The sequence below is a fragment of the Actinoplanes sp. NBRC 101535 genome (genome assembly GCF_030269225.1).
Classification (GTDB): domain Bacteria; phylum Actinomycetota; class Actinomycetes; order Mycobacteriales; family Micromonosporaceae; genus Actinoplanes; species Actinoplanes rectilineatus.
Genome location: NZ_BSSY01000001.1, coordinates 418,847 through 440,770, shown reverse-complemented (window position 1 = coordinate 440,770; position 21,924 = coordinate 418,847). Strand labels below are relative to the sequence as shown.

The following is a 21,924-nucleotide window of genomic DNA, read 5'->3' as shown; positions in this document are numbered from 1 at the left end:
GAGGGTGACAGTTCACAAGATCGCCGTGCTGGTGATGGACGGCGCATCCCCTCTCGACGTCGGTATCACCGCGCAGTGCTTCAGCCCGCCCGAGGCGTTCGGCTACGAGGTACGGCCCTGCGCGGTGCGGGCCGGCCCGGTGCTGGGCCGCAACGGGCTGAACTTCATCGTCGACCGGGGCCTGGAGGCGATGGAGGACGCGGACACCGTCATCGTCCCCGGGTTCCGTTTCCGGAACCGGTCGATCGACCCGCGCATCGTCGACGCGCTCCGGGACGCCGCGTTCCGGGGCGCCCGGATGGTCTCCATCTGTGAAGGCGCGTTCGCGCTGGCCGCGGCCGGCGTGCTGGACGGCCTGCGGGCCACCACACACTGGCGGATGGCGCCGGTCCTGGCCCGCGAATACCCCAAGGTCACCGTGGACGGTGGGGTGCTCTTCGTCGACGAGGGCCAGGTGCTGACCTCCGCCGGGATGGCCGCCGGGATCGACCTGTGCCTGCACCTCATCCGGCGCGACCACGGGGTGCAGGTGTCGAACGCGATCGCCCGGATCCTGGTGGCGGCCCCGTACCGCAGCGGCGGGCAGTCGCAGTTCGTGCCGCGTACCCTGCCGGAACCGCTGGGTGAGGTGTTCGCGGCGACCCGGGAGTGGGCGCTGCGGCACCTGGACGAACCGCTGAGCGTCCCGGTACTGGCCCGGCACGCCAAGGTCTCCGCACGAACGTTCGGACGCCGGTTCGTCGAGGACACCGGGTACACCCCGATGCAGTGGATCCTGCGGGCCCGCGTCGACCTCGCCCGTGAACTGCTGGAACGCACCGACCTCGGGGTCGAGCAGGTGGCCTCCCGGGTCGGCCTCGGCACCGGCGCCAACCTGCGCCTGCACTTCCAGCGGATCCTCGGCACCTCCCCCAGCGAATACCGCCGGACCTTTGGCGGAAACCTTGTGCCGGCTGGCTCTCCGCCCTCTGCCACGGAGGAGTTCCACGCCGCAGGCTGAGGGCATGAGAATCGCCATCAACGGATTCGGCCGCATCGGACGCAACCTGCTCCGCGCCCTCGACGGCCGGGACATCGACATCGTCGCGATCAACGACCTGGGCGACGTGCCGACCCTCGCCCATCTGCTCCGCTACGACAGCACCCTCGGACGCTTCGGCAAACCCGTCGAAGCCCACGACGGGCACCTGATCGTCGACGGCAGGCGGATCGAGGTGACCGCCGAACCCGACCCGGCCCGCCTGCCGTGGAAGGACCTCGGCGTCGACGTGGCCGTCGAGGCGACCGGCCGGTTCACCGCCAACGCTGCCGTCCACCTGACCGCGGGCGCCCGCAAGGTGCTGGTCAGCGCGCCGGCCACCGGGGCGGACGTGACCATCGCGTACGGGGTCAACCACGGCGACTACGACCCCGCCGCGCACCACGTCGTCTCCAACGCGTCCTGCACCACCAACGCGCTCGCACCGCTGGCCTCGGTGCTGGACGACCTGGCCGGCATCGAGGTCGGCTCGATGACGACGATCCACGCGTACACCCAGGAACAGAACCTGCAGGACGGCCCGCACCGCGACCTGCGCCGGGCGCGCGCCGCCGGCGTCAACATCGCGCCCACCACGACCGGCGCGGCCAAGGCGATCGGCGCGGTGCTGCCCCGGCTGGACGGGCGCCTGCGCGGATACTCGGTGCGGGTGCCGGTCCCGGTCGGCTCGCTGGTCGAACTGAACGCGGTCGTCACACGCCCGGTCACCGTCGAGGAGATCAACAGCGCGTTCGAGGCGGCGGCGTCCGGACCGCTGCGCGGCGTGCTGGAGTTCTCCGCCGACCCGCTGGTCTCCTCGGACATCACCGGCAACCCGGCGTCGTCGGTCTACGACTCGCTGCTCACCGCGTCCCACGACCGTCTGGTCAAGGTGGTGGCCTGGTACGACAACGAGTGGGGCTTCGCCAACCGGGTCGCCGACACGCTGGCGTTGATCGGCCGGGACTGACATCTAGACTGCTCGCATGGCGGTCACCTTGGCGGACGTAGCCCGGCTCGCCGGGGTGTCGCCGGCGACCGTCTCCCGCGTGATCAACGACAGTGCGAAACGCGTCAACGAGGATCTCCGCGAACGGGTGCTCGCCGCCGTCGCCCAACTGCACTACGTGCCCAACGCACACGCGCAGAACGTCGCCCGGCCCCGCAAATCAGCGGTCGGCGTGATCGTGCACGACGTCTCCGACCCCTACTTCGCGGAGATCACCCGCGGTCTGCAACGCCAGGCCGGCGCGCACGACCGGCTCCTGGTCATCTGCAACAGTTACCGGGAGCCGGAACGGGAACTCGCCTACGTCGGCCTGCTGCGCGCCCAGCAGGTGCACGCGCTCATCCTGGCCGGCTCCGGATATCACGACGACGCGTTCACCGAACGCCTCAACGCCGAGTTGGGGGCGTACCAGCAGGCCGGCGGCCGGGTCGCGGTGATCGGCCGGCACCGCCTGGTGGGCAGCGCCGTCCTGCCCGCCAACGGCGCCGGCATGCAGGAACTCGGCCGGCGCATCCTCGAGCAGGGCCACCGCCGGATCGCGGTCATCGCCGGGCCCCGCAAACTCACCACGACGACGGACCGCCTGACCGGTTTCTGCCGTGCCGCCGAAGAACTCGGGGTGCCGCTGCCGCCGGAGCGCATCGCGTACACCGACTTCACCCGCGACGGCGGCGCCCGGGCGGCATCCGAGCTCATCGACGCCGACCCGACGCTCACGCTGCTGGTCGCCCTCAACGACTCGCTCGCGGTGGGTGCGCTGGCCACCCTGCGGGAACGCGGCATCAGCGTTCCCGATCAGGTCTCGGTGACCGGTTTCGACGACATGCCGATCGCGCGGGACGTGACACCCGCCCTGACCACCGTCCGGCTGCCGCTGGTCGAGATGGGCGAGCGGGCGATGGCACTCGCGCTGGGCGACGACCCCGGCCACCGGGCCGAGCCGGCGGAGGCCTCGGTGGTGTGGCGCGCCAGCTGCGCCCCTCCCGCTCTTTAAAAACCTTTCTTGGGGGTACGCGCTACTCCTCCCCCAATGCGCTGAAAAGGCAGTCGACGGCCCTTTCTCTGTCTTCAGTCGTCTTCGGTCTTCAGTCGTCTTCGGTCTTCAGTCGTCTTCGGTCTTCAGTCGTCCAGGTGGATCCGTTCGCCGTCGTGGTCCAGGACGGCGATCACCTCGGCCGGGCCGCCCACACAACCGAACGAGTGCGGCACCATCGTCGAGAACGTGGCGGCCTGCCCCTCCGCCACGATGATCGACCGGTCGCCGAGGATCAGCTCGATCGTCCCGGACAGCACGGTGAACCAGTCCCGCCCCGGGTGCACCCGCATCGCCTCCGGCCCGCGCGCCGCCGGACGGCTGACCCGCACCCGCGACACGGTCAGCCCCTGCTCCTGACTGAGCACCCAGGTGGTGATCCCCCGCTCCGGATGGTGATGCGCCGGAATCACCACGGCGTCGTCGGCCGTCTCGACGAGCTGGTCGAGGCTGGCCCCGAGCGCGCGGGCGATGGCGGTCAGCTGGTCCAGCCCGATCCGCCGGTGCCCGGTCTCGATCCGGCTCAGCGTCGACGGGCTCAGATAGCACCGTGACGCCAGATCCTCCAGTGACCAGCCCTTGGCCAGCCGGAGTCCACGGATCCGGGCCCGGACCAGTGCATCAACCTCAGCGTCTTGCGTCATACGCAATACTGTATGCGTTCGGCGCAAAGCCTGCCTACAGTCGTCTCATGAACGACCACGCCGCTTCCGCCCACTCCCACGGTTCCCACGGCCACGGCCACGGCCACGGCCACGGGGATCACGATCATGGCGCCGACGAGGGCCTCCGTGAGCTCCTGGACCTGGACGCCGAGATCACCCGCGACGAGCTGGCCGCCCTCACCGCCCGGATCGCCGACCTGGCCGGTGACCACCCGGTCCGCGACATCATCGACATCGGCAGCGGCACCGGGACCGGCACGTTCGCCCTTCTCCGCCGTTTCCCCGACGCCGTCTCCACCGTCGTCGACACCTCCGACGACATGCTGAGCCATCTGACCACCACCGCCCGCGGGCACGGCCTGGACGCCCGCATCCGCCCGCTGCGCGCCGACCTGGACGCCGCCTGGCCGGCCGCCCCGGACAGCGCCGACCTGATCTGGGCCTCGTCGTCCCTGCACCACATGGCCGACCCCGACCGTGTCCTGCGGGACATCCACGCCACCCTGCGCCCCGGCGGCGTCCTGGCCGTCGTCGAGATGGCCGACATGCCCCGGTTCCTTCCGGAGGATCTGGGCTTCGGCACGCCCGGTCTGGAGGAGCGCTGCCACGCCGCGATGGAGAAGACCCGCGCCGAGCACGTACCGCACATCAGATCCGACTGGACGTCCCGCCTGACCGCGGCCGGTTTCACCGTCGACTCCCACCGCACCCTGGACGTGTCGATCCCGGCGCCGCTGCCGCCGGCCGCCCGCAGGTACGCCGCCGCCACCCTGGGCCGGTTCCGCCACGGCCTGGTGGACACCCTCGCCCCCGAGGACCGGGCCACCCTGGACACCCTGCTGGACGGCGACGGGCCGCTCTCCCTGCGCCACCGCGCCGACCTCTCCCTGACCAGCTCCCGCGACGTCTGGCTGCTCACCCGTTAGCCCTGCACGACGGCCGGCCGTTCACCCGACAGTCCCGCACGACGGCCGGCCGCTCACCCCTTGACCGCGGGAGACACGGTCGGCAGCTCAACCCGTGATCGTTCAGTCCGTGACCGCGTGGACGGCGCCGACCCGCAGGAACTCCAGGCGCTCGGCGTCGGCACCGCCCGCCGCTGCGGTGTACACGGTGATCCGCAAGTCGGAGCCGGGGACGGTCAACACGTCGCAGTCCAGCGTGAGCTCGCCGACCAGGCGGTGGCGTACCGTCTTGCGGGAACTGACGTGCCGTCCCGCCGCGCCCGAGGCCCACAACTCCCGGAACCGCGGGCTGGACTCGGCCACCTCCGCGATCAGGGTGCGCAGGTTGTCGTCCTCCGGATAGGCCGTCACCGCCTGGCGCAGATCCGCGACCAGGGCGCGTTCGATCCCCTCGTCGGGGGCGTGCGTAACCGCCCACTCCGGGGCCGGGCAGAACGTCGCCCGGATCACGTTGCGGTCGGACACCGGCCGGCCTGCCGGGTCGCCGCTCAGGGCGCTCCACATCGCGTTCCAGGTGATGAGGGTCCAGTCTGCCGCGTAGACCGCCACCGGATAGTCGGCCATCCGGGCGACGAGGCGCTGAACCCCGGGCGGAACGTGCACCGGCACGACCCGACCGGACGGCGCCTGCAGCCCGGCGGCCTGGTGCAGGACGGCGTTCTCCTGTTCGTCGAGTTGCAGAGCCCGGGACAGCGCGGCCACGATCGGCGCACTGGGGCGCCGGGAGCGGCCCTGTTCGAGGCGCACCAGGTAGTCGACGCTCACTCCGGCCAGGCCCGCCAGTTCCTCGCGCCGCAGTCCGCGGGCCCGGCGCCGCCCGTACGCCGCCAGGCCGACGTCCGCGGGTGAACACCGGTCGCGCCAGGCCCGCAGGAGAGCACCCAGGTCGTTCTCCGTGATCGGCATGCCCACCATGATCGCCGGGCGAGCCGGGTTCAGCCTGGTAACGCCGTTCCTACCGTAGCGGCGGGCACTGGCTGTCCGGCGCCGCTCAGCCGACTGTCGACGCATGACGAATCGCACCGCCATCATCACCGGATCCAACAGCGGAATCGGCCGGGCCACCGCCCGGGCCCTCGCCGCGCGGGGCGTTCGCGTCGTCCTCGCGGTCCGCGACCTCGACCGGGGCCACGCCGCGGCCGCGCAGATGACCGGCCGGACCGAGGTCCGCCGGCTCGACCTCGCCGATCTGGCCTCGGTACGGGACTTCGCCGCGTCCCTCACCGGCCCCGTCGACCTGCTGATCAACAACGCGGGTGTCATGATGCCGCCGCCGGGCCGGACCGTGGACGGCTTCGAGCTCCAGTTCGGCATCAACCACCTGGGGCACTTCGCCCTCACCAACCTGCTGCTGCCGCAGATCACCGGCCGGGTCGTCACCGTCGCCGCCGGTGGCCACCAGGCCGGCACCCTGGACCTGGACGACCCCAACTGGGAGCACCGGCCGTACCGTCCGTTCCCCGGCTACGCCCAGTCGAAGCTCGCCAACATGCTCTTCACCGCGGAGCTCCAGCGCCGCCTCACCGCGGCCGGCTCGACCGTCATCGCGACCGCCGCCAACCCCGGCCTGGCCGCCACGAACCTGCTCGGTCACGGCGGCAGCGCGGCGACCCGGATCATGAACGCCCTGCTGCGCCCGCTGTCCCAGAACGACGACGGCGGCGCGCGGACCACGCTGCACGCCGCCACCGCCGACATCCCGGGCGACAGCTACATCTCGCCGAGCGGTTTCCTGCAGGCCCGCGGCCGCCCCCGGATCACCGGCCGCTCCGCGGCGGCCCGCGATCCCGAACTAGCCCGCCGCCTCTGGACCCTCTCCGAGCAGCTGACCCACACCACGTTCCCCCTGCGAATCCCGCAAAGATGATCAATCGCCCGCCGACATTTCGCTGTTTCCCGGCACCCGAGACCGCAGAACCCAGCGGGCGATTGATCAACACACCGCACCGCAGCCGCCGAACCGTCCCCGGAACCACCCCGCAAGCCGGTCCGCCGACGTTCATCGCTGCCACCCGGACCCAACAGGCCCGAGCGGGACCAGGCCAGACCGGGCTGGGCTGGGCGGGACCCGGCTGGGCTAGACACGTTTCGTGGTCAGGATGCGAAGCCCATCCGCGGGGTGATTTCGGGCGCGCTGGACGCCCGAAGTCACCACACCCGTAGGGGCGTGTTGAGTACGGGCGCGCTGGACGCCCAAAGTCACCACACCCGTAGGGGCGTGTTGAGTACGGGCGCGCTGGACGCCCGAAGTCACCACACCCGTAGGGGTGTGTTGAGTACGGGCGGGCTGCACTGTCACCACACCCGTGGTGGGGTGTGGTGTTTTTCGGGTGGTCAGCGCGCCCGAAGTCACCACGCAGACCTTGACTGTCGAAGGTGTCTGGCTGGGACGTGCCGCATTCCCGCTGAGAACGCCACAGAGTCGATCAAGGCACTTCGGCCGACCCCGGAGACGGCAGTGAGCGCCGGCCCAGGAGGGCGGCGCTCACCGGCGGGACGGAACGGATCAGTGGGTCGAGGCGGCCCGCTGTTCCACGGCGGCCTTGATGCGGTCGGCCTGGAGGCGGCTCTTGATGCCGGTCACGGCCTGCACCTTGTAGCGGCTCAGCCGGCCGGTGGTCCGCAGGTGGTCGTCGAGTTGTTCGCCGTACACCTCGAGCAGCTCGTCGTCGGTGGCGTTGCGGCCGTTCTGCGGGCGGGGCAGCAGGTGGTGCCACGGCTGGGCGCTGCCGGGGGCGGACTGGCCGCCGAGCGCGAGCAGGTAGTCGCTGATGAACGCCTGCACGGTCACGTCGTCGAGGCGGGGGACGCTCGGGGCGAGCAGCTCGGCCAGTTCGCGGGCCTCGCGGGGTTCGCCTTCGGCCAGCTCCTCCTCCAGGGCGGTGCGCAGTTCCTCCAGGGCGGACATCCACGCGGACGAGCCGGTGGACGCCACGGCGGCGGCGGGGAGCAGGTCACGCCACGGGTACGCGGCCTCGCCCGGCTCGCCGTTCAGTTCGCGGATGTAGTCGTTGATGAATGCGCGGACGACGCCTTCGCTCAGCTCGGAGACCCGCGGGGCGATGCTGCGGACCATCTCGTTGACGGCGGTGTACGTCATCTCGTTCAGGTTCTCGGCGTTGATCTCGGAGGAGACCAGGCGGTTGAGTCGTTCGACCGAGAGGCGCCACCACGGGGAGCCGACGATGCTGACCGCGGGGCGGGCGCCGGTGCCGGTGGAGGCCCAGGCGGGCACCGCGCCGGTGCCGGTCGCGGCCCAGGCGGGGCGGGCGGCGTCCGGTGCGGGACCCGCGTCCGGTGCGGCACCGGTATCCGGGGTCTCCGGCGACGGGGCCGTGCCGGCGAACACCGAACCGGCGGCCGGCGGCAGGGCACCGACCGGTGAGGTGGCTCCGGCGGAGACCGGGGTGGCCGCGACCGGGGCCGTCACCGACGAGCCGGCGGAGACGGTCGCCGGGGCGGCAGCGAACGCCGGCGGGGAGGCGGCCGGGGCAGCGGCGGGAGTGACAGCCGCCGGCTGGGTGTCGTCGGACGGCGCCCGGTTCTCGTCGAAGGTCTCGGTGGCGGCGAGGCGTTCACCGAGGCTGGGGGCGGTCATCACGTTCGTCAGGGCCTCGAGGACACCGTCTTCGAGAGGGCGGCGCTGGGCCGGCACGACGACGGCCGGGGCACGGTCCTCGGCGGGACGTTCCTCGGTGTCCACACCGGCCGGCGGGACGAACTGCACCGGTTTCAGAGCGGCGACCGGCGCCGAACCGGGCCCACCGGCGGCGGGACCGGCAGGAACGCCGGGAGAGGTCGCACCCGGCATGAATCCGAGCGGACGACCGCCCTCGGCGACAGGAGCCGGGGCAGCCGAGGCAGCCGGGGCAGCGGTATGACCGTTAACGGACACGCCGTTAGTCGCACGACCGTTCGCCGAACCGTTGACCGCGTGCCCGTTGAGTGGCTGGGACGGCAGCACCGAAGCAGCCACCGGAGCCGTCAGCGAGGCAGCGACCGGAGCCGCGGCCCCACCCGGCGGATCCGCGGGCGCCGACGGCAGCACCGGGGACGTCGCGGCGGGCGCGACCACCGGCGCCACGAAGCGCGTAGCCCCGGGAGCCAGCAGGTCCATCACCCGCTGGATCCGCGCGAGCTGCTCCACCACGTCGGCGACGACCGGCTCACCGGCGGTCCGCGCGTCCTTCAGCAGGCGGGAGCGCCACCACGACTGCGGCCAGCGCTCCGAACTCACCCGGTGGTAGTTGACCACCATCCGGCGGACCTGACGCTCGGAGGCCATCTTGATCAGGTCCGGGTCGCTGTCCGGGATGAGCAGGCCCCACCGTTCGGCGAGGCGGCGCGGGCTGTAGGCGAACCGGCCACGACGGACCCGCTGGCCGGCCGCGGTGAGGGCGGCCCACCACATCAGGAAGATGACGCACGGGACCGCGAGGCGCAGCAGTTTCTCGGTGCCGGTGACCGCGTTGCTGGCCACGATGACGCCGGAGATCCCGGCGATGAACGCGGCGATCCACAGCATCGGCCCGGGGTGGCCGGGCGTGACGACCGTGCCGTCCTCGGCGTAGACCGTGGTCCGCCGGTACTGCTCGGCGGCCAGCGAGGTGGCGGTCAGGAAGCAGATCTCGAAGACCGCGAAGACCAGGACCGCGAACACCTTGGGCAGGTTCAGCTGGTCGACAGCGATGACCCACATGCCCTCGGCGTTGAGCAGCAGCGCCAGGTTCATGCTGAAGGACAGGGCGAGCGGGCGCAGCGGTTTCGAGGTCCGCTTGGCCCAGATGCCGAGGGTTATCAGCAGGATCAGGCCGAGGAATCCGAGGCCGAGCAGCACCAGCGCCGCGTAGTCGCGCCAGAACTGCGCGATCAAATCGTTGAGCTGGGTCACGCGGGGATGCCTTTCGTCGCGGCCGGCAGGAACTCGTCGAGAAGCCGTCGCGGTCGACGCGGCACGCTTGTGGGGGTCAAGTCGTGCTGCCAGCCAAGACGGCGCGGTTGGCATTTCTACCACGCCGTTATTACGAACCGGTCGAGGCGAACGCGCGGGCGAACGCTATCGGACAGTCCGGGCCGTCGGTGATCCACCCCGAGTAGCGCGTATCAATTGGTCACTTTACGGTCATCGATGACAGCGATCGCGGTAAAACGGGAGGCATCGGCAGCATGCTCTGGACGTGGATGGCCCTGGCGACGGTGGCGATCGTCACCGTCGTGCTCGGAGGGCTGGCGTTCGTGGCGGCACGGCAACGGGTGGACACCGCGCCTCCCGGCACGGAGATCCCCGGCACGGAGAACACCGGCGAAGAGGTCCCGCTCGAGGAGGAGGCGCGGGCCGTGCGTGCCGCGGCGGAGCGGGCGGCTTCCGCCGCCGATGAGGCGAGAACCCGTGCGGAGTACGCCGTGAGCACCCACGACGACGCCGAGCAGAGATACCTGCGGGCCCGTCAGGAGGCGGCCGTCGCGTCCGGCGACGAGGCCCAGCGTCTGGTGCAGCGGGCGGCGCTCGAGGCGTACCGCCGGGGTGATCTCTCGGTGTCGCAGTTGAACGGCATCTGGCAGCACACCGGGGCTCCGTCGGCCCCCGTGGCGGTGGACGACGAGCCGGTGCGGGCGGCTCGTGCCGATTACGACGAGGCGGTACGCCGGACCGCGGACGTCCGCCGGGAGGCGCACGTGGCGGCGGTCGCGGCCGAGGTGCTGGCCGAGGAGGCGCGGATCGTGGAGCAGGACGCGCTCGCCGCGCGGGAGGCAGCCGCGGCACGGTCCGATCTGGACGACCTGTTCGGCGACAAGCAGTAGGGAACGAAGCGGCCCGGCTGCACAGGCAACCGGGCCGCTTCGGAGTAGGAAGAGATCACTCGTTGAGCGAGCAGGGGGCGAGGCCCTCGGCGTTGAGGTCGGGCTTGTCGGCGTTGCGGCCGATCGCCGTCTCGATCCGGTTGATCGTCGCGAACCGCTTGTCCTCCAGCGGGCCGAGGATCGCGTTCTGGATGAAGTTCGCGCCGCCCTGACCCTCGGTGCTGATGATCCGGGCGTTCGCCTCGTCGATCTGGGTCTGCAGCAGCTCCAGGTTGCGGTCCACCTCGGCCTGCGCCTGCGCCGGGATGGTGACGTTGATGTTCACGTCCGGGCAGTTCACCGTCTTGGCACCGGCGGCGTTGTCGTCGCCCTCCTCGGCCGCGTCGTCACCGGCAGCGGCGGACTCGGTCGGCGCGGGGGTCGCCTCGGCGTCGTCACCGGCCTCCTCGGCGGCGTCGTCACCGGCCTCGTTCAGGGTGCAGGGGGCGAGGCCCTCGGCGTTGAGGTCGGGCTTGTCGGCGTTGCGGCCGATCGCCGTCTCGATCCGGTTGATCGTCGCGAACCGCTTGTCCTCCAGCGGGCCGAGGATCGCGTTCTGCACGAAGTTCGCGCCGCCCTGACCCTCGGTGCTGATGATCCGGGCGTTCGCCTCGTCGATCTGGGTCTGCAGCAGCTCCAGGTTCCGGTCCACCTCGGCCTGCGCCTGCGCCGGGATGTCCACGTTGATCACGACGTCGGGGCAGTTCACCGTTGCGGCACCGGTGGCGCCACCGGCGTTGTCGGCGTCGTCCTCGTCGCCGGTCTCCACCGCGGTGGGTTCGGGCGCCGCGTTGCCGCCGCCGTTCTCGTTCAGCGAGCAGGGGGCGAGTTCCTCGGCGTTGAGGTCCGGCTTCGCCGCGTTGCGACCGATCGCCGTCTCGATCCGGTTGATCGTCGCGAACCGCTTGTCCTCCAGCGGGCCGAGGATCGCGTTCTGCACGAAGTTCGCGCCGCCCTGACCCTCGGTGCTGATGATCCGGGCGTTGGCCTCCTGGATCTGGGTGTTCAGCAGGGCCAGGTTGCGCTCGACCTCGGCCTGCGCCTGGGCCGGTACGGCCGGCAGCTTGTCGGCGACCGTCTGGCAGTTGACGGTGGCCGGTTCCTCGGACGCCGCTGCGACGCCGAGGCCCACTCCGACCAGCACGACCGCGGCACCCGCCACGCCGATGACCTTCAAGCGCTTGGCGTTGCCCGCGCTGCTCCCGGGGCTCCGGTATCGCTTCATCTGCAATCGCCTTCCTCGTGAACCGCTCTCGACCGGTCCATACGGGAACGCTCCCAGCGCGGATCGAACTAAAGGAAAACTTAAGGTTCGCGGGGTCGCCCCTTTAAGGTCGATGACCGCGACTGATCAGGCAGAACAGTCGTTCGACAAAAAATCGTGGTAATCGCACGGTCACCGAAAGCACAGGGCCGGAATCCCGCATCACGCGGAATCCCGGCCCGGAAGAGGAACGAGGGGGATCAGAGGCGCCCCGCCCCCGCATGCGCGGAGACCAGACCCGGAACGGCTGCCGCCGGCGTCACCGGACCGGGGCGCAACGTCGGCGTCCAGCCCGCGTCGGTGCCCAGGTCCGGATCGTGGGTGGCGTTGTACTCGGCGAGCAGGTTGACCGCACGGACCGGACCGGTGCCCACCCGGGTCAGCGTGCCCACCTCCGTCATCGCCGTTCCGCCCCAGTCGTAGACGAACTCGTCGAGCCCGACGTCCGCACTGCGCAGCAGGAAGTTGTTCTCCGCGTAGATCGCCGAATAGACCCCCACACCCCAGGAGTACGAGTACGCGTCCTCATCAGTGATGTAGTAGTAGTTCGCATAGACGTCCACCTGTCCGAATCGCACCCGTGGCACGCGTTGCCCGACATTGGCGAACTTGTTGTGGTGAATGGTCACGCGCAGCTTTCCGACATCCGCGCCGACCGTGTTCGACGAACCGATCAGCATCGTCTTGTCGTGTTCCTGGAAGACGTTCCACGAGGCGGTGACCAGGTCGGACGCCCGGATCACGTCGAGCGCCCCGTCGTGCACCTGATAGGGCCTGCCGAGGTACTGCGGCTGAACCGAGTCCACATTGTCGCCGTCACTGAACGTGTTGTGGTCGACCCACACGTGGGTGGCCCCGGTCAGCGTGATCAGGTCGTAGTTGGAGTTCCAGTTGCCGGCCGATCCGTCGGTCGGGTCCCACGCCGGGAAACAGTCGGCGGCGTCCTCGAGGCGCAGATTGCGCACGATGACGTTGTCGACGTTCTGGATCAGCAGATTGGCGCCGATCAGGCGTGCGTTCGGCAGCCCGAGGATCGTCGTGTTGGCGCCGACCCTCAGTTGCACCCGGGCGGCCTGGTTGCGGGCGGACTGCGCGCGGGCGTCCTCGAGCGGCCCGCTCGGCTTGGTCGCCGTCCCCCACACCGCCGGGTCGTACGCGGCGAGGTACGCGTCGAGCGAGTACCCGGGGTCGGCATAGGAGGCGCAGTCCAGCGGTGCCCCGGCGTCGTCGGTGTTGGCCCGGATCGTCCCGGCGACCAGCACGATCCGCGGCGTCGGATCGGTGCCTCCGGCCAGGGCGGCGGCGAGTTCGGCGCGGGTACGCACCACGAACACGTGCGCGTCGTCGGCGGCCGACCCGCCCGTGGTGCCGGTCCCGGACGAGGCCCAGCCGTCGTCGGCGGCGAGGACGGCACGGGCCTCCGGGGGGATCGAGGCGGCGGCGGGAGAAGTGAACGAGGCGGGGAGGACGGCGAGGGCATCCGGAGGGACCGAGGCGGCGGCGGGAGAAGTGAACGAGGTGGAGAGGACGAGGACGGCGGCGAGAGCGGCGAGTACGCGCATGATCAGGCGACCGGTTCCAGGTGCATCCAGACGAAGATCAGCGGATCGGTCCCCCGGCTGATCAGGTGGTGGTCCTCCCCCGCCTCGCACACCACGGCGTCCCCGGCGGTGAACTCGTCCACCACCTCGCCGTCGATCTCCACGTCGCCCTCGCCCTGGACGATGCAGAAGATCTCCGGAACGTCGTGCCGGTGCAGCCCCGGCTCGTCGTGGGTGCGGTGGTTCGGCAGCGGGTAGATCCGGAAGCCGCCGCGGCGTACCGCGTGTCCCGGCAGTGGGCTGGTGAACTGGGCCCCGTGGTGTTCCGGGCCGAGGTCGACGAGCTTCAGTTTCTGCATGGTCCGCTCCTTTCTAAGCGGGAGGGCGACTTTCTCGACGGGAGGGGCCGCTTTCCAAACGGGGAGGGCGACCTTCTCAACGGGAGGGCGACTTTCTAGGCGGGAAGGGCGACCCGGTGTGGCGGGACCGCCCAGGGCACCCCGGCTTCGAACGGCAGCCGGCCGCTGTCCGCCACCTGGCGCACGATGGTGTCGATTCCGGTCACGACCTGCCCGCCGCCGTCCGGGTGCGGTTCCCGGAAACGTGCCGGGATCGCCACCGGCTGCGGCGCGGACACGATGGCGTCGGCCAGGGCGGTGAAGGTCGCGGTCCGCGACAGCGGAACCAGCAGGGGTACGGCCGAAGCCCCGCGATGTTCCAGCAGGTTCTCCAGGAGTCCCCGCCGTCCTGGCACCTCCCGTAGGTCCGGCTCGCCCGGCAGGCGCAGCCGGTCGGTCGGGTATTCCAGGACCGCCCCGCCGACCCGGATCTCGCCCGCGATGAACATCGCCGACGCGAGGGTGACCGCCACCGTCAGGGTCCGCCCGTCGTCACCGGTGACCCGCAGGAACGTGGTGTCGTCGGTCTCGATCTCCCGGGACCGGTAGCGCTCCAGTTCCAGACGTACGGGCTGGAAGTGCCCGGCCACCACGAGCGCCTGCATCAGCGCGTGGGCAAACGGGTTGACCAGGGCGCCGTCCATCACCGGCCGCCCGCCGACGGTCCGGCGGCCGGCCCACGGTGCCCGGGTGTAGTAGCCGTCCGGCCGCCACCACGCCCCGGAGACCCCGATCGGCCCCTGGGGACGGGTGGCGCACAGTGCGGCCAGGGCTGCCGAGCCGAGCGCCTGGAACCCGACCTGGCAGATCCGGCCGGTGTCGCGCAGCGCCGCGGCCAGCACCTCGTGTTCGTCGGGCGCCATCACCGGCGGTTTCTCCAGGAGCAGGTCGGCGCCGGCGGCCAGGACGTCCAGGGCGATCGGCAGGTGGGTGTGCGGCGGGGTACAGATCACCACCACGTCCGGCCGGGTCTCGGCGAGCAGTTCGGTGTGGTCGGTGTAGACCGGGACGCCGAGGAGCGGGGCCGCCGGTTCGGGCACGATCGGCGCCCGGTCACAGAGCCCGGCGACCGTGATCCGGCCCTGGTCGGCGAGTCGTTGCAGCACCCGCCGGTGCCAGGCGCCGTGCCCGCCGGCCCCGATCAGCGCTACCCGGGCCGTCACGGCCGGTGCCCCGCGTCGAAGATCCGTCCGTGTGGTGATTTGTGGCGCCTACGGCGCCCGAAATCACCACACCGAGCGGGGCGTGGTGAGTTCGGGCGTCCTAGGCGCCACAAATCACCACACCAAGCGGGGCGTGATGAGTTCGGGCGCCCAGGACGCCACAAATCACCACACCAAGCGGGGCGTGGTGAGTTCGGGCGTCCTAGGCGCCACAAATCACCACACCAAGCGGGGCGTGGTGAGCTCGGGCGCCCAGGACGCCACAAATCACCACGCCGGTTCGGGTTCGGGTCGGTCATGAGCCGAGTCCGCGGACGGTCGCTTCGACGCCGTGCCGGGCGAACTCCGCCGTCCAGTGGATCAGCCGGGCACGCAGCACGTCGTCGCCGGCGAGCGCGGGCGGGAACACCTCGTCCAGTGCGAGCAGGGCGTCGACGGTGCCCTCCGGGGTGTCCGGGGCGTCGGCGAGTGCCGCACGGATCCGGGTCGCCAGCGGGTCGTCCAGCGGCAGGGTCGCGCCGCTGTCGGCGTACCCCCGCGCGAAGCGCATCCACGCGGCCAGGACCAGCGCCGCCCAGCCCGGCCCCGCGCCCGCATCGCGCCGGTCCTGGATGGTGCCGAGGAGGCGGTACGGCAGTTTCTGCGAGCCGTCCATCGCCACCTGCAGCGTGCGATGGCCGAGCTCGCGGTTGGCGAACCGGGTCAGGGAGGTCTCGCCGTACTCGACGACGGTGACGCCCGCAGGCGGCCGCACGGTGGGCGCGATGTCCTCGGCGATCAGCCGCCGCAGCAGGGTGATCATGCCGGGCATGTCGAGGGCGTCGGCGATCATCTCCCGCCCGGCCAGCGCACCGAGGTACGCGGCCGCCGAGTGCACCCCGTTGAGTGCCCGCAGCTTGAGCGTCTCCCACGGGGCGACGTCGTCGGTGAGGATCGCCCCGGCCGCCGCCCAGTCCGGACGCCCGCCGGGGAAGTCGTCCTCGATCGCCCACTGGGTGAACGCCTCGGCCACCACCGGGACGGCGTCCTGCGCGCCCAGGGCCAGGGCCGCCCGCCGCCGGTGGTCCTCGCTGGTCGCGGGCACGATCCGGTCGACCATGGTGGACGGGAACCCGATGCCGGACGGCAGCGCCGCACCGGCCACGTCCAGGGCCTGCTCGACCAGGCCGCGGACCCGTGCCCCGTTGCCCTGCATGTTGTCGCAGCAGAGCACGGTCAGCGGGCCGGCGCCGGCGGCCTGCCGGGCGAGGATACCCCGGGCCAGCAGCGCCGGGATCGAGGTGGCCGGGGCGGCCCCGGTCAGCTGGGCCCGTAGGGCGTCGTCGAGCAGCAGCCGGCCGGCCGGGTCCATCCGGTAGGCCTTCTCGGTCACGGTCAGCGAGACGATCCGGATGCCCGGGTCGGCGATCGCGGTCAGCACCCCGTGCGGGTCGCCGGCCGCGTGGCCGAGGCCGGCGAGGATGCCGATCGCGCGGGCCCGGTCGTCGCCGTCGCCGACGGTCAGGACGCTGTAGAGCATGTCCTGTTCGCGCAGCGCACCGAGGACGGCCCGGGAGCGCGGGGCGACACCGACGATGCCCCAGTCGCCGCCGGACGCGGCGACCGCCGCCTCGGTGAACTCCGCCTGGTGCGCCCGGTGGAAGGCGCCCAGGCCGAGGTGCACGATGCCGGGGCGGACCAGGCCGGGGGTGACCGCGGGCAGGCTCTCCGCGGGCAGCGAGGTGAGGGCGGACCGGCCGAGCCGGTAGGTCACCGCCATGCCGGGCCGTCCGGGAAGCGGAACTCGGAGATCGACGACGGTCGCATCTCGACGCTGTAGCCGGGCGCGGTGGGCAGCCGGTACCGGCCGTCGACCACGGTGACCGGGTCGGTGAAGTGCTCGTGCAGGTGGTCGACGTACTCGATCATGCGGCCGTCCAGTGAGCCGCCGATCCGCAGGTAGTCGAAGATCGCCAGGTGCTGGACGTACTCGCAGAGGCCGACGCCACCGGCGTGCGGGCAGACCGGCACGCCGAACTTGGCGGCCAGCAGCAGCGTGGCCAGTACCTCGTTGACGCCGGCCACCCGGCAGGCGTCGACCTGGCAGACGCCGATCGCCTCGGCCTGCAGCAGCTGCTTGAAGATCACCCGGTTGGCGGCGACCTCGCCGGTGGCGACCCGGACCGGGCCCACGGCGCGGGCGATCCGGGCGTGCCCGAGCACGTCGTCGGCGTGTGTCGGTTCCTCGATCCAGTACGGGTCGAATTCCTTGAGCCGGGCCATCGCGGCGATCGCCTCGTCGACGTCCCACACCTGGTTGGCGTCCATCATCAGCAGCGCGCCCTCGGGCAGCTCGTCGCGGATGATCGCGGCCCGGCGGACGTCGTCCTCCAGCGGGCCGCCGACCTTCATCTTGACGGCCGTCCAGCCGTCGGCGACGGCCTGCCGGGTCAGCTCGCGGACCTTGTCGTCCGGGTAGCCGAGCCAGCCGACGCTGGTGGTGTACGCCGGGAAGCCCTCCTTCTCCAGCAGGGCGAGGCGGTCGTCGTACCCCGCTGAGGCTTTGTCCAGGAGCTCGCGGGCCTCGCCCGGGGTGATCGCGTCGGTGATGTGGTGGAAGTCGACGGAGGCGACGATCTCGGCCGGGGTGAGTTCGGCGAGGAACCGCCACATCGGCTTGCCGGCCAGCCGGGCGCGCAGGTCCCAGACCGCGTTGATCAGAGCCCCGGACGCCATGTGGATGACGCCCTTCTCCGGTCCGAGCCAGCGCAGCTGCACGTCGGCGGTGATCGATCGCCAGAAGCCGACCTGGTCGGCGGCGATCTCCTCGACCGACCTCCCGGTGACGTGGTGGGCCAGCGCCTCGACCGCCGCGCAGGTGATCTCGTTGCCCCGGCCGTTGGTGAAGGTCAGGCCGGTGCCGGTCACGCCCGCGTCGGTGCTGACCTCGACGTAGGTGGCCGAGTAGTCGCCTTTGTTGATCGCGTCCGAGCCGTCGCCGGCGGCCGCGGTGGGGAACCGGACGTCGTGCACGGTGACCCCGGTGATGCGGACGCCCATTACCGGCTCCCGTCCAGGTTGAAGATACGTTTCGGCAGGTGGTACGCGAGGTCGGCGATCGTCTCGGCGGCCTCGTCGAGCGGCAGGCGGCCCTCGGTGACCAGCCGGGCGAGGTATCCGGCGTCGACCCGGCGGGCCACGTCGTGCCGGGCCGGGATCGAGCAGAACGCCCGGGTGTCGTCGGTGAAGCCCACCGTGTTGTAGAAACCGGCCGACTCGGTGACCGTCTCCCGGAACCGGCGCAACCCCTCCGGGCTGTCCAGGAACCACCAGGGCGCGCCCAGGTAGAGCGCCGCGTAGCCGCCGGCCAGCGGGGCGAGTTCGCGGGTGAACGCGGTCTCGTCGAGCGTGTAGAGCACCAGGCGCAGCCGCGGGTCGTTGCCGTAGCGGTCGAGCAGCGGTTTCAGGCCGCGCACGTAGTCGGTGGCCGAGGGGATGTCGCCGCCGACGTCCCGGCCGTGCCGCAGGTGCAGCGCGGTGTTGTGGTTGCGCCACGCGCCCGGGTGCAGCTGCATCACCAGGCCGTCGTCGATCGACATCCGGGCGAACTCGATCAGCATGTGCGCCCGGAACGCCTCGGCGTCCTTCTCGTCGCTGCTGCCGCCGAGCGCCGTGCGGTAGAGCACCGCGATCTCGCCCTCGTCCAGTTCGGCGGTCGCCGCGGTCAGGTGGCCGTGGTCGGTGCTGGTGGCGCCGGCCGCGATGAACAGGTCACGGCGGGCGCGCAACGCGTTCAGGAAGCCGGGGTACGTGCCGACGTCCTGCCCGGTGAGTTCGCCGAGGGCCGCCACCCGTTCGGCCCAGCCCGGCCACTCCGGGTCGACCAGGTTGTCCGGCCGGAACGTGGTGATCACCCGGCCGCCCGGTCCGCCCCAGCCGTCGGCGGCCAGTTTGGCGTGTGCGGCCAGTTCGTCGAGCGGGCTCTCGGTGGTGGCCAGCACCTCGATGTTGAACCGGGTGAACAGGGCCCGTGGCCGGAACTCCGGTTCGGCGAGCCTGGCGGCGAGCGCGTCGTAGATCTCGTCGGCGGTGTCCGCGGTCAGCGTGGTGGTGATGCCGAAGACGTCGGCGAAGACCTTCTCGGTCCACAGCCGGGACGGGGTGCCGCGGAACAACCGCCAGTTCGCCGCGAGCAGCCGCCAGATCGCCCGGCCGTCGGTCTCCACCGGGGTGCCGTCGATGCTCGGCACGCCCAGCCGCGACGGCGGGATGCCCTGGCTGCCCAGCATCCGGGTGACGTAGTGGTCCGGCACCACGAAGAGCCGGGCCGGGTCTCCGAAGGCGATGTCGTCGGCGAGCAGTGCCGGGTCGACGTGCCCGTGGGGGCTGATCAGGGGCAGATCGCGCACCAGACCGTAGAGTTCGCGGGCGATCTGCCGCTGGGTGCTCTCGGCGGGGAACAGATGGTCGTCCGCGGTCATCTGACCTCCTTCAGGTTCAGGACGTCGGCCACCCGGACGGCCCGGCCGGTGGCCAGGGACTCGTTCGCGGCCAGGCCGGTGAGCAGGGACCGGGCGCCGTCGAGCGCGCCGGCGCTGCGGCCCAGCGGGTCGGCGGGCGGGTCGGGGCGCAGCAGGTCGGCGAGCAGGCGGACGTCGGCGCCGCCGTGGCCCTCCCGGACGTGACCGCCGACCTCGATCTCCCGGGGCGGCGCCCAGTACGGCCGGACCAGCAGCCGCACCGAGCCGCGTTCGGCGGTGGACTGGGCGCCCGGTTCGCCCTTGACCGAGGCGGCGGCGGTCGGCGCGACGTGGTCGCTCTCCACCACCTCCAGTTCGAGGCGGCCCTTGCTGCCGTTGACCATCACCCGGTAGCCCTCCCACGGCGCGTACGCGGTGAGGTGGTAACTCATCGACGGCCCGCCGGCGTAGCGGACCAGCACCGCCATGTCGTCCTCGATGGTGACGCCGGGGGCGAAGACGTTCTGGTCGCGGTGGTAGCCGTCGTGCTGCTCGTTGTCCAGGTAGAGCTCGCGCAGGCCGGGTTCGTCGGCGAGCCGGACGGCGAACGGGTCGCCGTCGGCGGCCGGGTCGCCGTGGGCCCGCGCGTAGTCCCGCGCGTAGCCGTGGCGTGCGCCGTTCTCGCCGTAGAAGAACAGCCGGCCGGCCGCGTACACCTGCTCGGGTTCGTCGGCGAGCCACCAGTTGACCAGGTCGAAGTGGTGGCTGGCCTTGTGCACCAGCAGGCCGCCGGAGTTGGCCTTGTCCCGGTGCCAGCGGCGGAAGTAGTCGGCGCCGTGGCGGATGTCCAGCATCCACTCGAAGTGCACCGATCCGATCTCGCCGATCTCGCCGGCGCTCAGGACCCGTTTCACCGCCTCGTGCACCGGGTTGTACCGGTAGTTGAAGGTGACCCGGACCGTGTTGCGGCCGTTCGTCCGGCGCTCGGCGTCCAGGATGCGGCGGCATCCGTCGGCGTCCACGGTCATCGGTTTCTCGGTGATCGCGTCGCAGCCGGCGTCGAGCGCGGTCACGACGTAGTGGTCGTGGTAGCGATCCACGGTGGTCACCACGACGACGTCCACGCGTTCGCGCTTGAGCATCTCGGCGAAGTCCGCCGCGTCGTAGACCGGGACCGGCGCGACACCGAGGCGTTCCAGGCGGGCGTTGTGGACGGCCGGACGGCCCGGATTGGTGTCGGCCAGGGCGACCAGTTCGGCCACGTCGGCGTGGTCCTGGGTGATCGACCGGAGGAACATCCCGGCCCTGGCCCCGGCGCCCACGAGGGCGTACCGGCGGCGGGTTGCGAGGGGCATGCCGTCGCCTCCATTCGGCAAACGTTTGCAACAGCTTAGGGATCAGACCACGACGGAAGTCAATGGACGGCACTCATTTGCCTGCTTTTATCCATATTAGTTGATCCTAATGCAACATGATCGACATCGATGAGCGTTGACACGTCAGCAACCGTTTGCATTAATGGCTGCACCGGAGAGATCCGGGTCACACATTGGAGGACATCGTGGCGGTGACGATCCGGGACGTCGCAAAAGCGTCCGGAGTGCACATCTCCACGGTGTCGCGCACCTTCTCCGCCCCGCATCTGGTCAACCCCGAGACCCGCTCCCGGGTGCTGGCCACCGCGGAACAGCTCGGTTACCGTCCCAATCGGGCGGCCCGGGCGCTGATCACCGGACGCACGCACAACATCGGCCTGATCGTGGCCGACATCGCGAATCCCTTCTTCCCGCCCCTGATCAAGGCGGCCGAGACCCACGCCCGGCGGCGCGACTACCACGTCTTCGTCGCCGACACCGACGAGGATCCGAGCGTCGAGGCCGATCTGGTGCAGGCCCTGGCCAAGCAGGTCGACGGGATCCTGCTCTGCAGTCCCCGGATGAGCGACGACCAGATCGAGCAGTTGCGCCGCGAGGTGCCGCTGGTCGTCGTCAACCGCATGATCACCGGCTTGCCGGCCGTGGTCATGGACGTCGGGCAGGGTGCCCGCGAGGCCGTGCGTCACCTGCTCGGCCTGGGCCACCGTCACCTGGTCTACCTGGCCGGGCCGCGGGGCTCGTGGACCAACCGGGAGATCCGCCGGGCCGCCGGGGCAACCGCCCGCGCGGCCGGCGCGGATCTCACCGTGCTCGGCCCGCACCAACCGGTCGAGGAGGCCGGCGCGGCGTCCGCCGAGGCGGTTCTCGGCACCGGCGCGACCGCCGTGCTGGCCTACAACGACCTGATGGCGATCGGTCTGCTCCAGGCACTCCAGGACCGCGGTGTCGCGGTCCCCGGACGGATCAGCGTCGTCGGCATCGACGACATCGCCTACGCCGGTCTGGTCCGCCCACGGCTCACCACCGTGGCGAACCCGACCGCCGCCGCCGGTCGCGCGGCCGTCGACATGCTGCTGCAGCACGGCGACGGCGGTGCCACCGGCCAGGTCACCCTCCAGACCACCTTGATCATTCGCAACTCCACCGGTCCCGGGCCACACAGCCCGGCCGCTGCGCTCACCGCTGAGGTCGCCGCACACGTCAAGGAGTGAC

Annotated in this window: 18 protein-coding genes; 7 read left to right on the top strand and 11 right to left on the bottom strand. The window is 71.5% G+C overall.

Annotated elements, in window-relative coordinates; translation table 11 throughout:
* The first annotated feature begins 4 nt into the window (after nucleotides 1-4).
* Genes QSK32_RS01935 through QSK32_RS01925 form a run of 3 tightly spaced genes read left to right on the top strand, consistent with a single transcriptional unit; the run spans nucleotide 5 to nucleotide 3,021 of the window.
* A complete protein-coding gene (locus QSK32_RS01935) occupies nucleotides 5-1,000 on the top strand; it encodes a GlxA family transcriptional regulator (RefSeq protein WP_285471048.1) in 996 nt (331 codons plus the stop codon).
* A 4-nt stretch (nucleotides 1,001-1,004) separates the two neighbouring features.
* Nucleotides 1,005-1,988, top strand: a complete 984-nt coding sequence (gap, locus tag QSK32_RS01930; RefSeq protein WP_285471047.1) for a type I glyceraldehyde-3-phosphate dehydrogenase — start codon at nucleotides 1,005-1,007, stop codon at nucleotides 1,986-1,988.
* 16 nt (nucleotides 1,989-2,004) lie between these two features.
* The gene (locus tag QSK32_RS01925; RefSeq protein ID WP_045745849.1) at nucleotides 2,005-3,021 is read left to right on the top strand and encodes a LacI family DNA-binding transcriptional regulator; all 1,017 of its coding nucleotides are present in this window, start codon (nucleotides 2,005-2,007) and stop codon (nucleotides 3,019-3,021) included.
* A 125-nt stretch (nucleotides 3,022-3,146) separates the two neighbouring features.
* Here the strand turns inward: QSK32_RS01925 and QSK32_RS01920 are convergent, their stop codons facing one another.
* Nucleotides 3,147-3,704, bottom strand: coding sequence for a helix-turn-helix domain-containing protein (locus QSK32_RS01920; protein WP_045745848.1), 558 nt, complete (start codon nucleotides 3,702-3,704; stop codon nucleotides 3,147-3,149).
* 47 nt (nucleotides 3,705-3,751) lie between these two features.
* Between QSK32_RS01920 and QSK32_RS01915 the strand changes: the two genes are divergently transcribed.
* The gene (locus QSK32_RS01915) at nucleotides 3,752-4,651 is read left to right on the top strand and encodes a class I SAM-dependent methyltransferase (RefSeq protein WP_285471046.1); all 900 of its coding nucleotides are present in this window, start codon (nucleotides 3,752-3,754) and stop codon (nucleotides 4,649-4,651) included.
* Nucleotides 4,652-4,753: 102 nt separating this feature from the next.
* On the opposite strand, the gene QSK32_RS01910 is transcribed toward QSK32_RS01915, so the two are convergent.
* Nucleotides 4,754-5,596, bottom strand: coding sequence for a helix-turn-helix domain-containing protein (locus tag QSK32_RS01910; protein WP_285471045.1), 843 nt, complete (start codon nucleotides 5,594-5,596; stop codon nucleotides 4,754-4,756).
* A gap of 103 nt (nucleotides 5,597-5,699) precedes the next feature.
* Between QSK32_RS01910 and QSK32_RS01905 the strand changes: the two genes are divergently transcribed.
* Nucleotides 5,700-6,557, top strand: a complete 858-nt coding sequence (locus tag QSK32_RS01905; RefSeq protein ID WP_502872493.1) for an oxidoreductase — start codon at nucleotides 5,700-5,702, stop codon at nucleotides 6,555-6,557.
* 639 nt (nucleotides 6,558-7,196) lie between these two features.
* On the opposite strand, the gene QSK32_RS01900 is transcribed toward QSK32_RS01905, so the two are convergent.
* Nucleotides 7,197-9,581 carry an MFS transporter gene (locus tag QSK32_RS01900; RefSeq protein WP_285471044.1) on the bottom strand — a complete coding sequence of 795 codons (2,385 nt, stop codon included), beginning with the start codon at nucleotides 9,579-9,581 and terminating at the stop codon, nucleotides 7,197-7,199.
* Between the two features lie 275 nt (nucleotides 9,582-9,856).
* On the opposite strand from QSK32_RS01900, the gene QSK32_RS01895 reads away from it, so the two are divergent.
* Entirely contained in the window at nucleotides 9,857-10,492 is a 636-nt protein-coding gene (locus tag QSK32_RS01895; RefSeq protein WP_045745844.1) for a hypothetical protein, read from the top strand.
* Between the two features lie 55 nt (nucleotides 10,493-10,547).
* Here QSK32_RS01895 and QSK32_RS01890 read toward each other — a convergent pair whose 3' ends face one another.
* The 8 genes from QSK32_RS01890 to QSK32_RS01855 form a co-directional block, all read right to left on the bottom strand.
* Nucleotides 10,548-11,756, bottom strand: coding sequence for a hypothetical protein (locus tag QSK32_RS01890; protein ID WP_285471043.1), 1,209 nt, complete (start codon nucleotides 11,754-11,756; stop codon nucleotides 10,548-10,550).
* Nucleotides 11,757-11,995: 239 nt separating this feature from the next.
* Nucleotides 11,996-13,360 (bottom strand): pectate lyase family protein, encoded by a 1,365-nt coding sequence (locus tag QSK32_RS01885; RefSeq protein ID WP_502872500.1) that lies wholly within the window; start codon nucleotides 13,358-13,360, stop codon nucleotides 11,996-11,998.
* On the bottom strand, nucleotides 13,360-13,695 hold the full coding sequence (locus tag QSK32_RS01880; protein ID WP_045747024.1) for a cupin domain-containing protein: 336 nt from the start codon (nucleotides 13,693-13,695) through the stop codon (nucleotides 13,360-13,362). Before QSK32_RS01880 ends, QSK32_RS01885 begins: the two co-directional genes overlap by 1 nt.
* Before the next feature lie 95 nt (nucleotides 13,696-13,790).
* On the bottom strand, nucleotides 13,791-14,897 hold the full coding sequence (locus QSK32_RS01875) for a Gfo/Idh/MocA family protein (protein WP_285471041.1): 1,107 nt from the start codon (nucleotides 14,895-14,897) through the stop codon (nucleotides 13,791-13,793).
* Nucleotides 14,898-15,192: 295 nt separating this feature from the next.
* Nucleotides 15,193-16,656, bottom strand: a complete 1,464-nt coding sequence (locus QSK32_RS01870; RefSeq protein WP_285471040.1) for a mannitol dehydrogenase family protein — start codon at nucleotides 16,654-16,656, stop codon at nucleotides 15,193-15,195.
* Nucleotides 16,647-17,936 (bottom strand): enolase C-terminal domain-like protein, encoded by a 1,290-nt coding sequence (locus QSK32_RS01865; RefSeq protein WP_285471039.1) that lies wholly within the window; start codon nucleotides 17,934-17,936, stop codon nucleotides 16,647-16,649. Before QSK32_RS01865 ends, QSK32_RS01870 begins: the two co-directional genes overlap by 10 nt.
* Nucleotides 17,936-19,357, bottom strand: coding sequence for a glucuronate isomerase (gene uxaC / locus QSK32_RS01860; RefSeq protein ID WP_285471038.1), 1,422 nt, complete (start codon nucleotides 19,355-19,357; stop codon nucleotides 17,936-17,938). Before uxaC ends, QSK32_RS01865 begins: the two co-directional genes overlap by 1 nt.
* On the bottom strand, nucleotides 19,354-20,691 hold the full coding sequence (locus QSK32_RS01855) for a Gfo/Idh/MocA family protein (RefSeq protein WP_045747019.1): 1,338 nt from the start codon (nucleotides 20,689-20,691) through the stop codon (nucleotides 19,354-19,356). Before QSK32_RS01855 ends, uxaC begins: the two co-directional genes overlap by 4 nt.
* Before the next feature lie 206 nt (nucleotides 20,692-20,897).
* Here QSK32_RS01855 and QSK32_RS01850 point away from each other — a divergent pair, with 206 nt between their 5' ends.
* Nucleotides 20,898-21,923, top strand: a complete 1,026-nt coding sequence (locus tag QSK32_RS01850) for a LacI family DNA-binding transcriptional regulator (RefSeq protein ID WP_045747036.1) — start codon at nucleotides 20,898-20,900, stop codon at nucleotides 21,921-21,923.
* The last annotated feature ends 1 nt before the right edge of the window (nucleotide 21,924 follow it).

Coding starts and splice junctions, on each gene's coding strand:
- QSK32_RS01895 (WP_045745844.1), top strand. CDS start 9,857: ATGCTCTGGACGTGGATGGCCCTGGCGACGGTGGCGATCGTCACCGTC.
- QSK32_RS01890 (WP_285471043.1), bottom strand. CDS start 11,756: ATGAAGCGATACCGGAGCCCCGGGAGCAGCGCGGGCAACGCCAAGCGC.
- QSK32_RS01920 (WP_045745848.1), bottom strand. CDS start 3,704: ATGACGCAAGACGCTGAGGTTGATGCACTGGTCCGGGCCCGGATCCGT.
- gap (WP_285471047.1), top strand. CDS start 1,005: ATGAGAATCGCCATCAACGGATTCGGCCGCATCGGACGCAACCTGCTC.
- QSK32_RS01925 (WP_045745849.1), top strand. CDS start 2,005: ATGGCGGTCACCTTGGCGGACGTAGCCCGGCTCGCCGGGGTGTCGCCG.
- QSK32_RS01870 (WP_285471040.1), bottom strand. CDS start 16,656: ATGGCGGTGACCTACCGGCTCGGCCGGTCCGCCCTCACCTCGCTGCCC.
- QSK32_RS01855 (WP_045747019.1), bottom strand. CDS start 20,691: ATGCCCCTCGCAACCCGCCGCCGGTACGCCCTCGTGGGCGCCGGGGCC.
- QSK32_RS01910 (WP_285471045.1), bottom strand. CDS start 5,596: ATGCCGATCACGGAGAACGACCTGGGTGCTCTCCTGCGGGCCTGGCGC.
- uxaC (WP_285471038.1), bottom strand. CDS start 19,357: ATGACCGCGGACGACCATCTGTTCCCCGCCGAGAGCACCCAGCGGCAG.
- QSK32_RS01905 (WP_502872493.1), top strand. CDS start 5,700: ATGACGAATCGCACCGCCATCATCACCGGATCCAACAGCGGAATCGGC.
- QSK32_RS01915 (WP_285471046.1), top strand. CDS start 3,752: ATGAACGACCACGCCGCTTCCGCCCACTCCCACGGTTCCCACGGCCAC.
- QSK32_RS01865 (WP_285471039.1), bottom strand. CDS start 17,936: ATGGGCGTCCGCATCACCGGGGTCACCGTGCACGACGTCCGGTTCCCC.
- QSK32_RS01880 (WP_045747024.1), bottom strand. CDS start 13,695: ATGCAGAAACTGAAGCTCGTCGACCTCGGCCCGGAACACCACGGGGCC.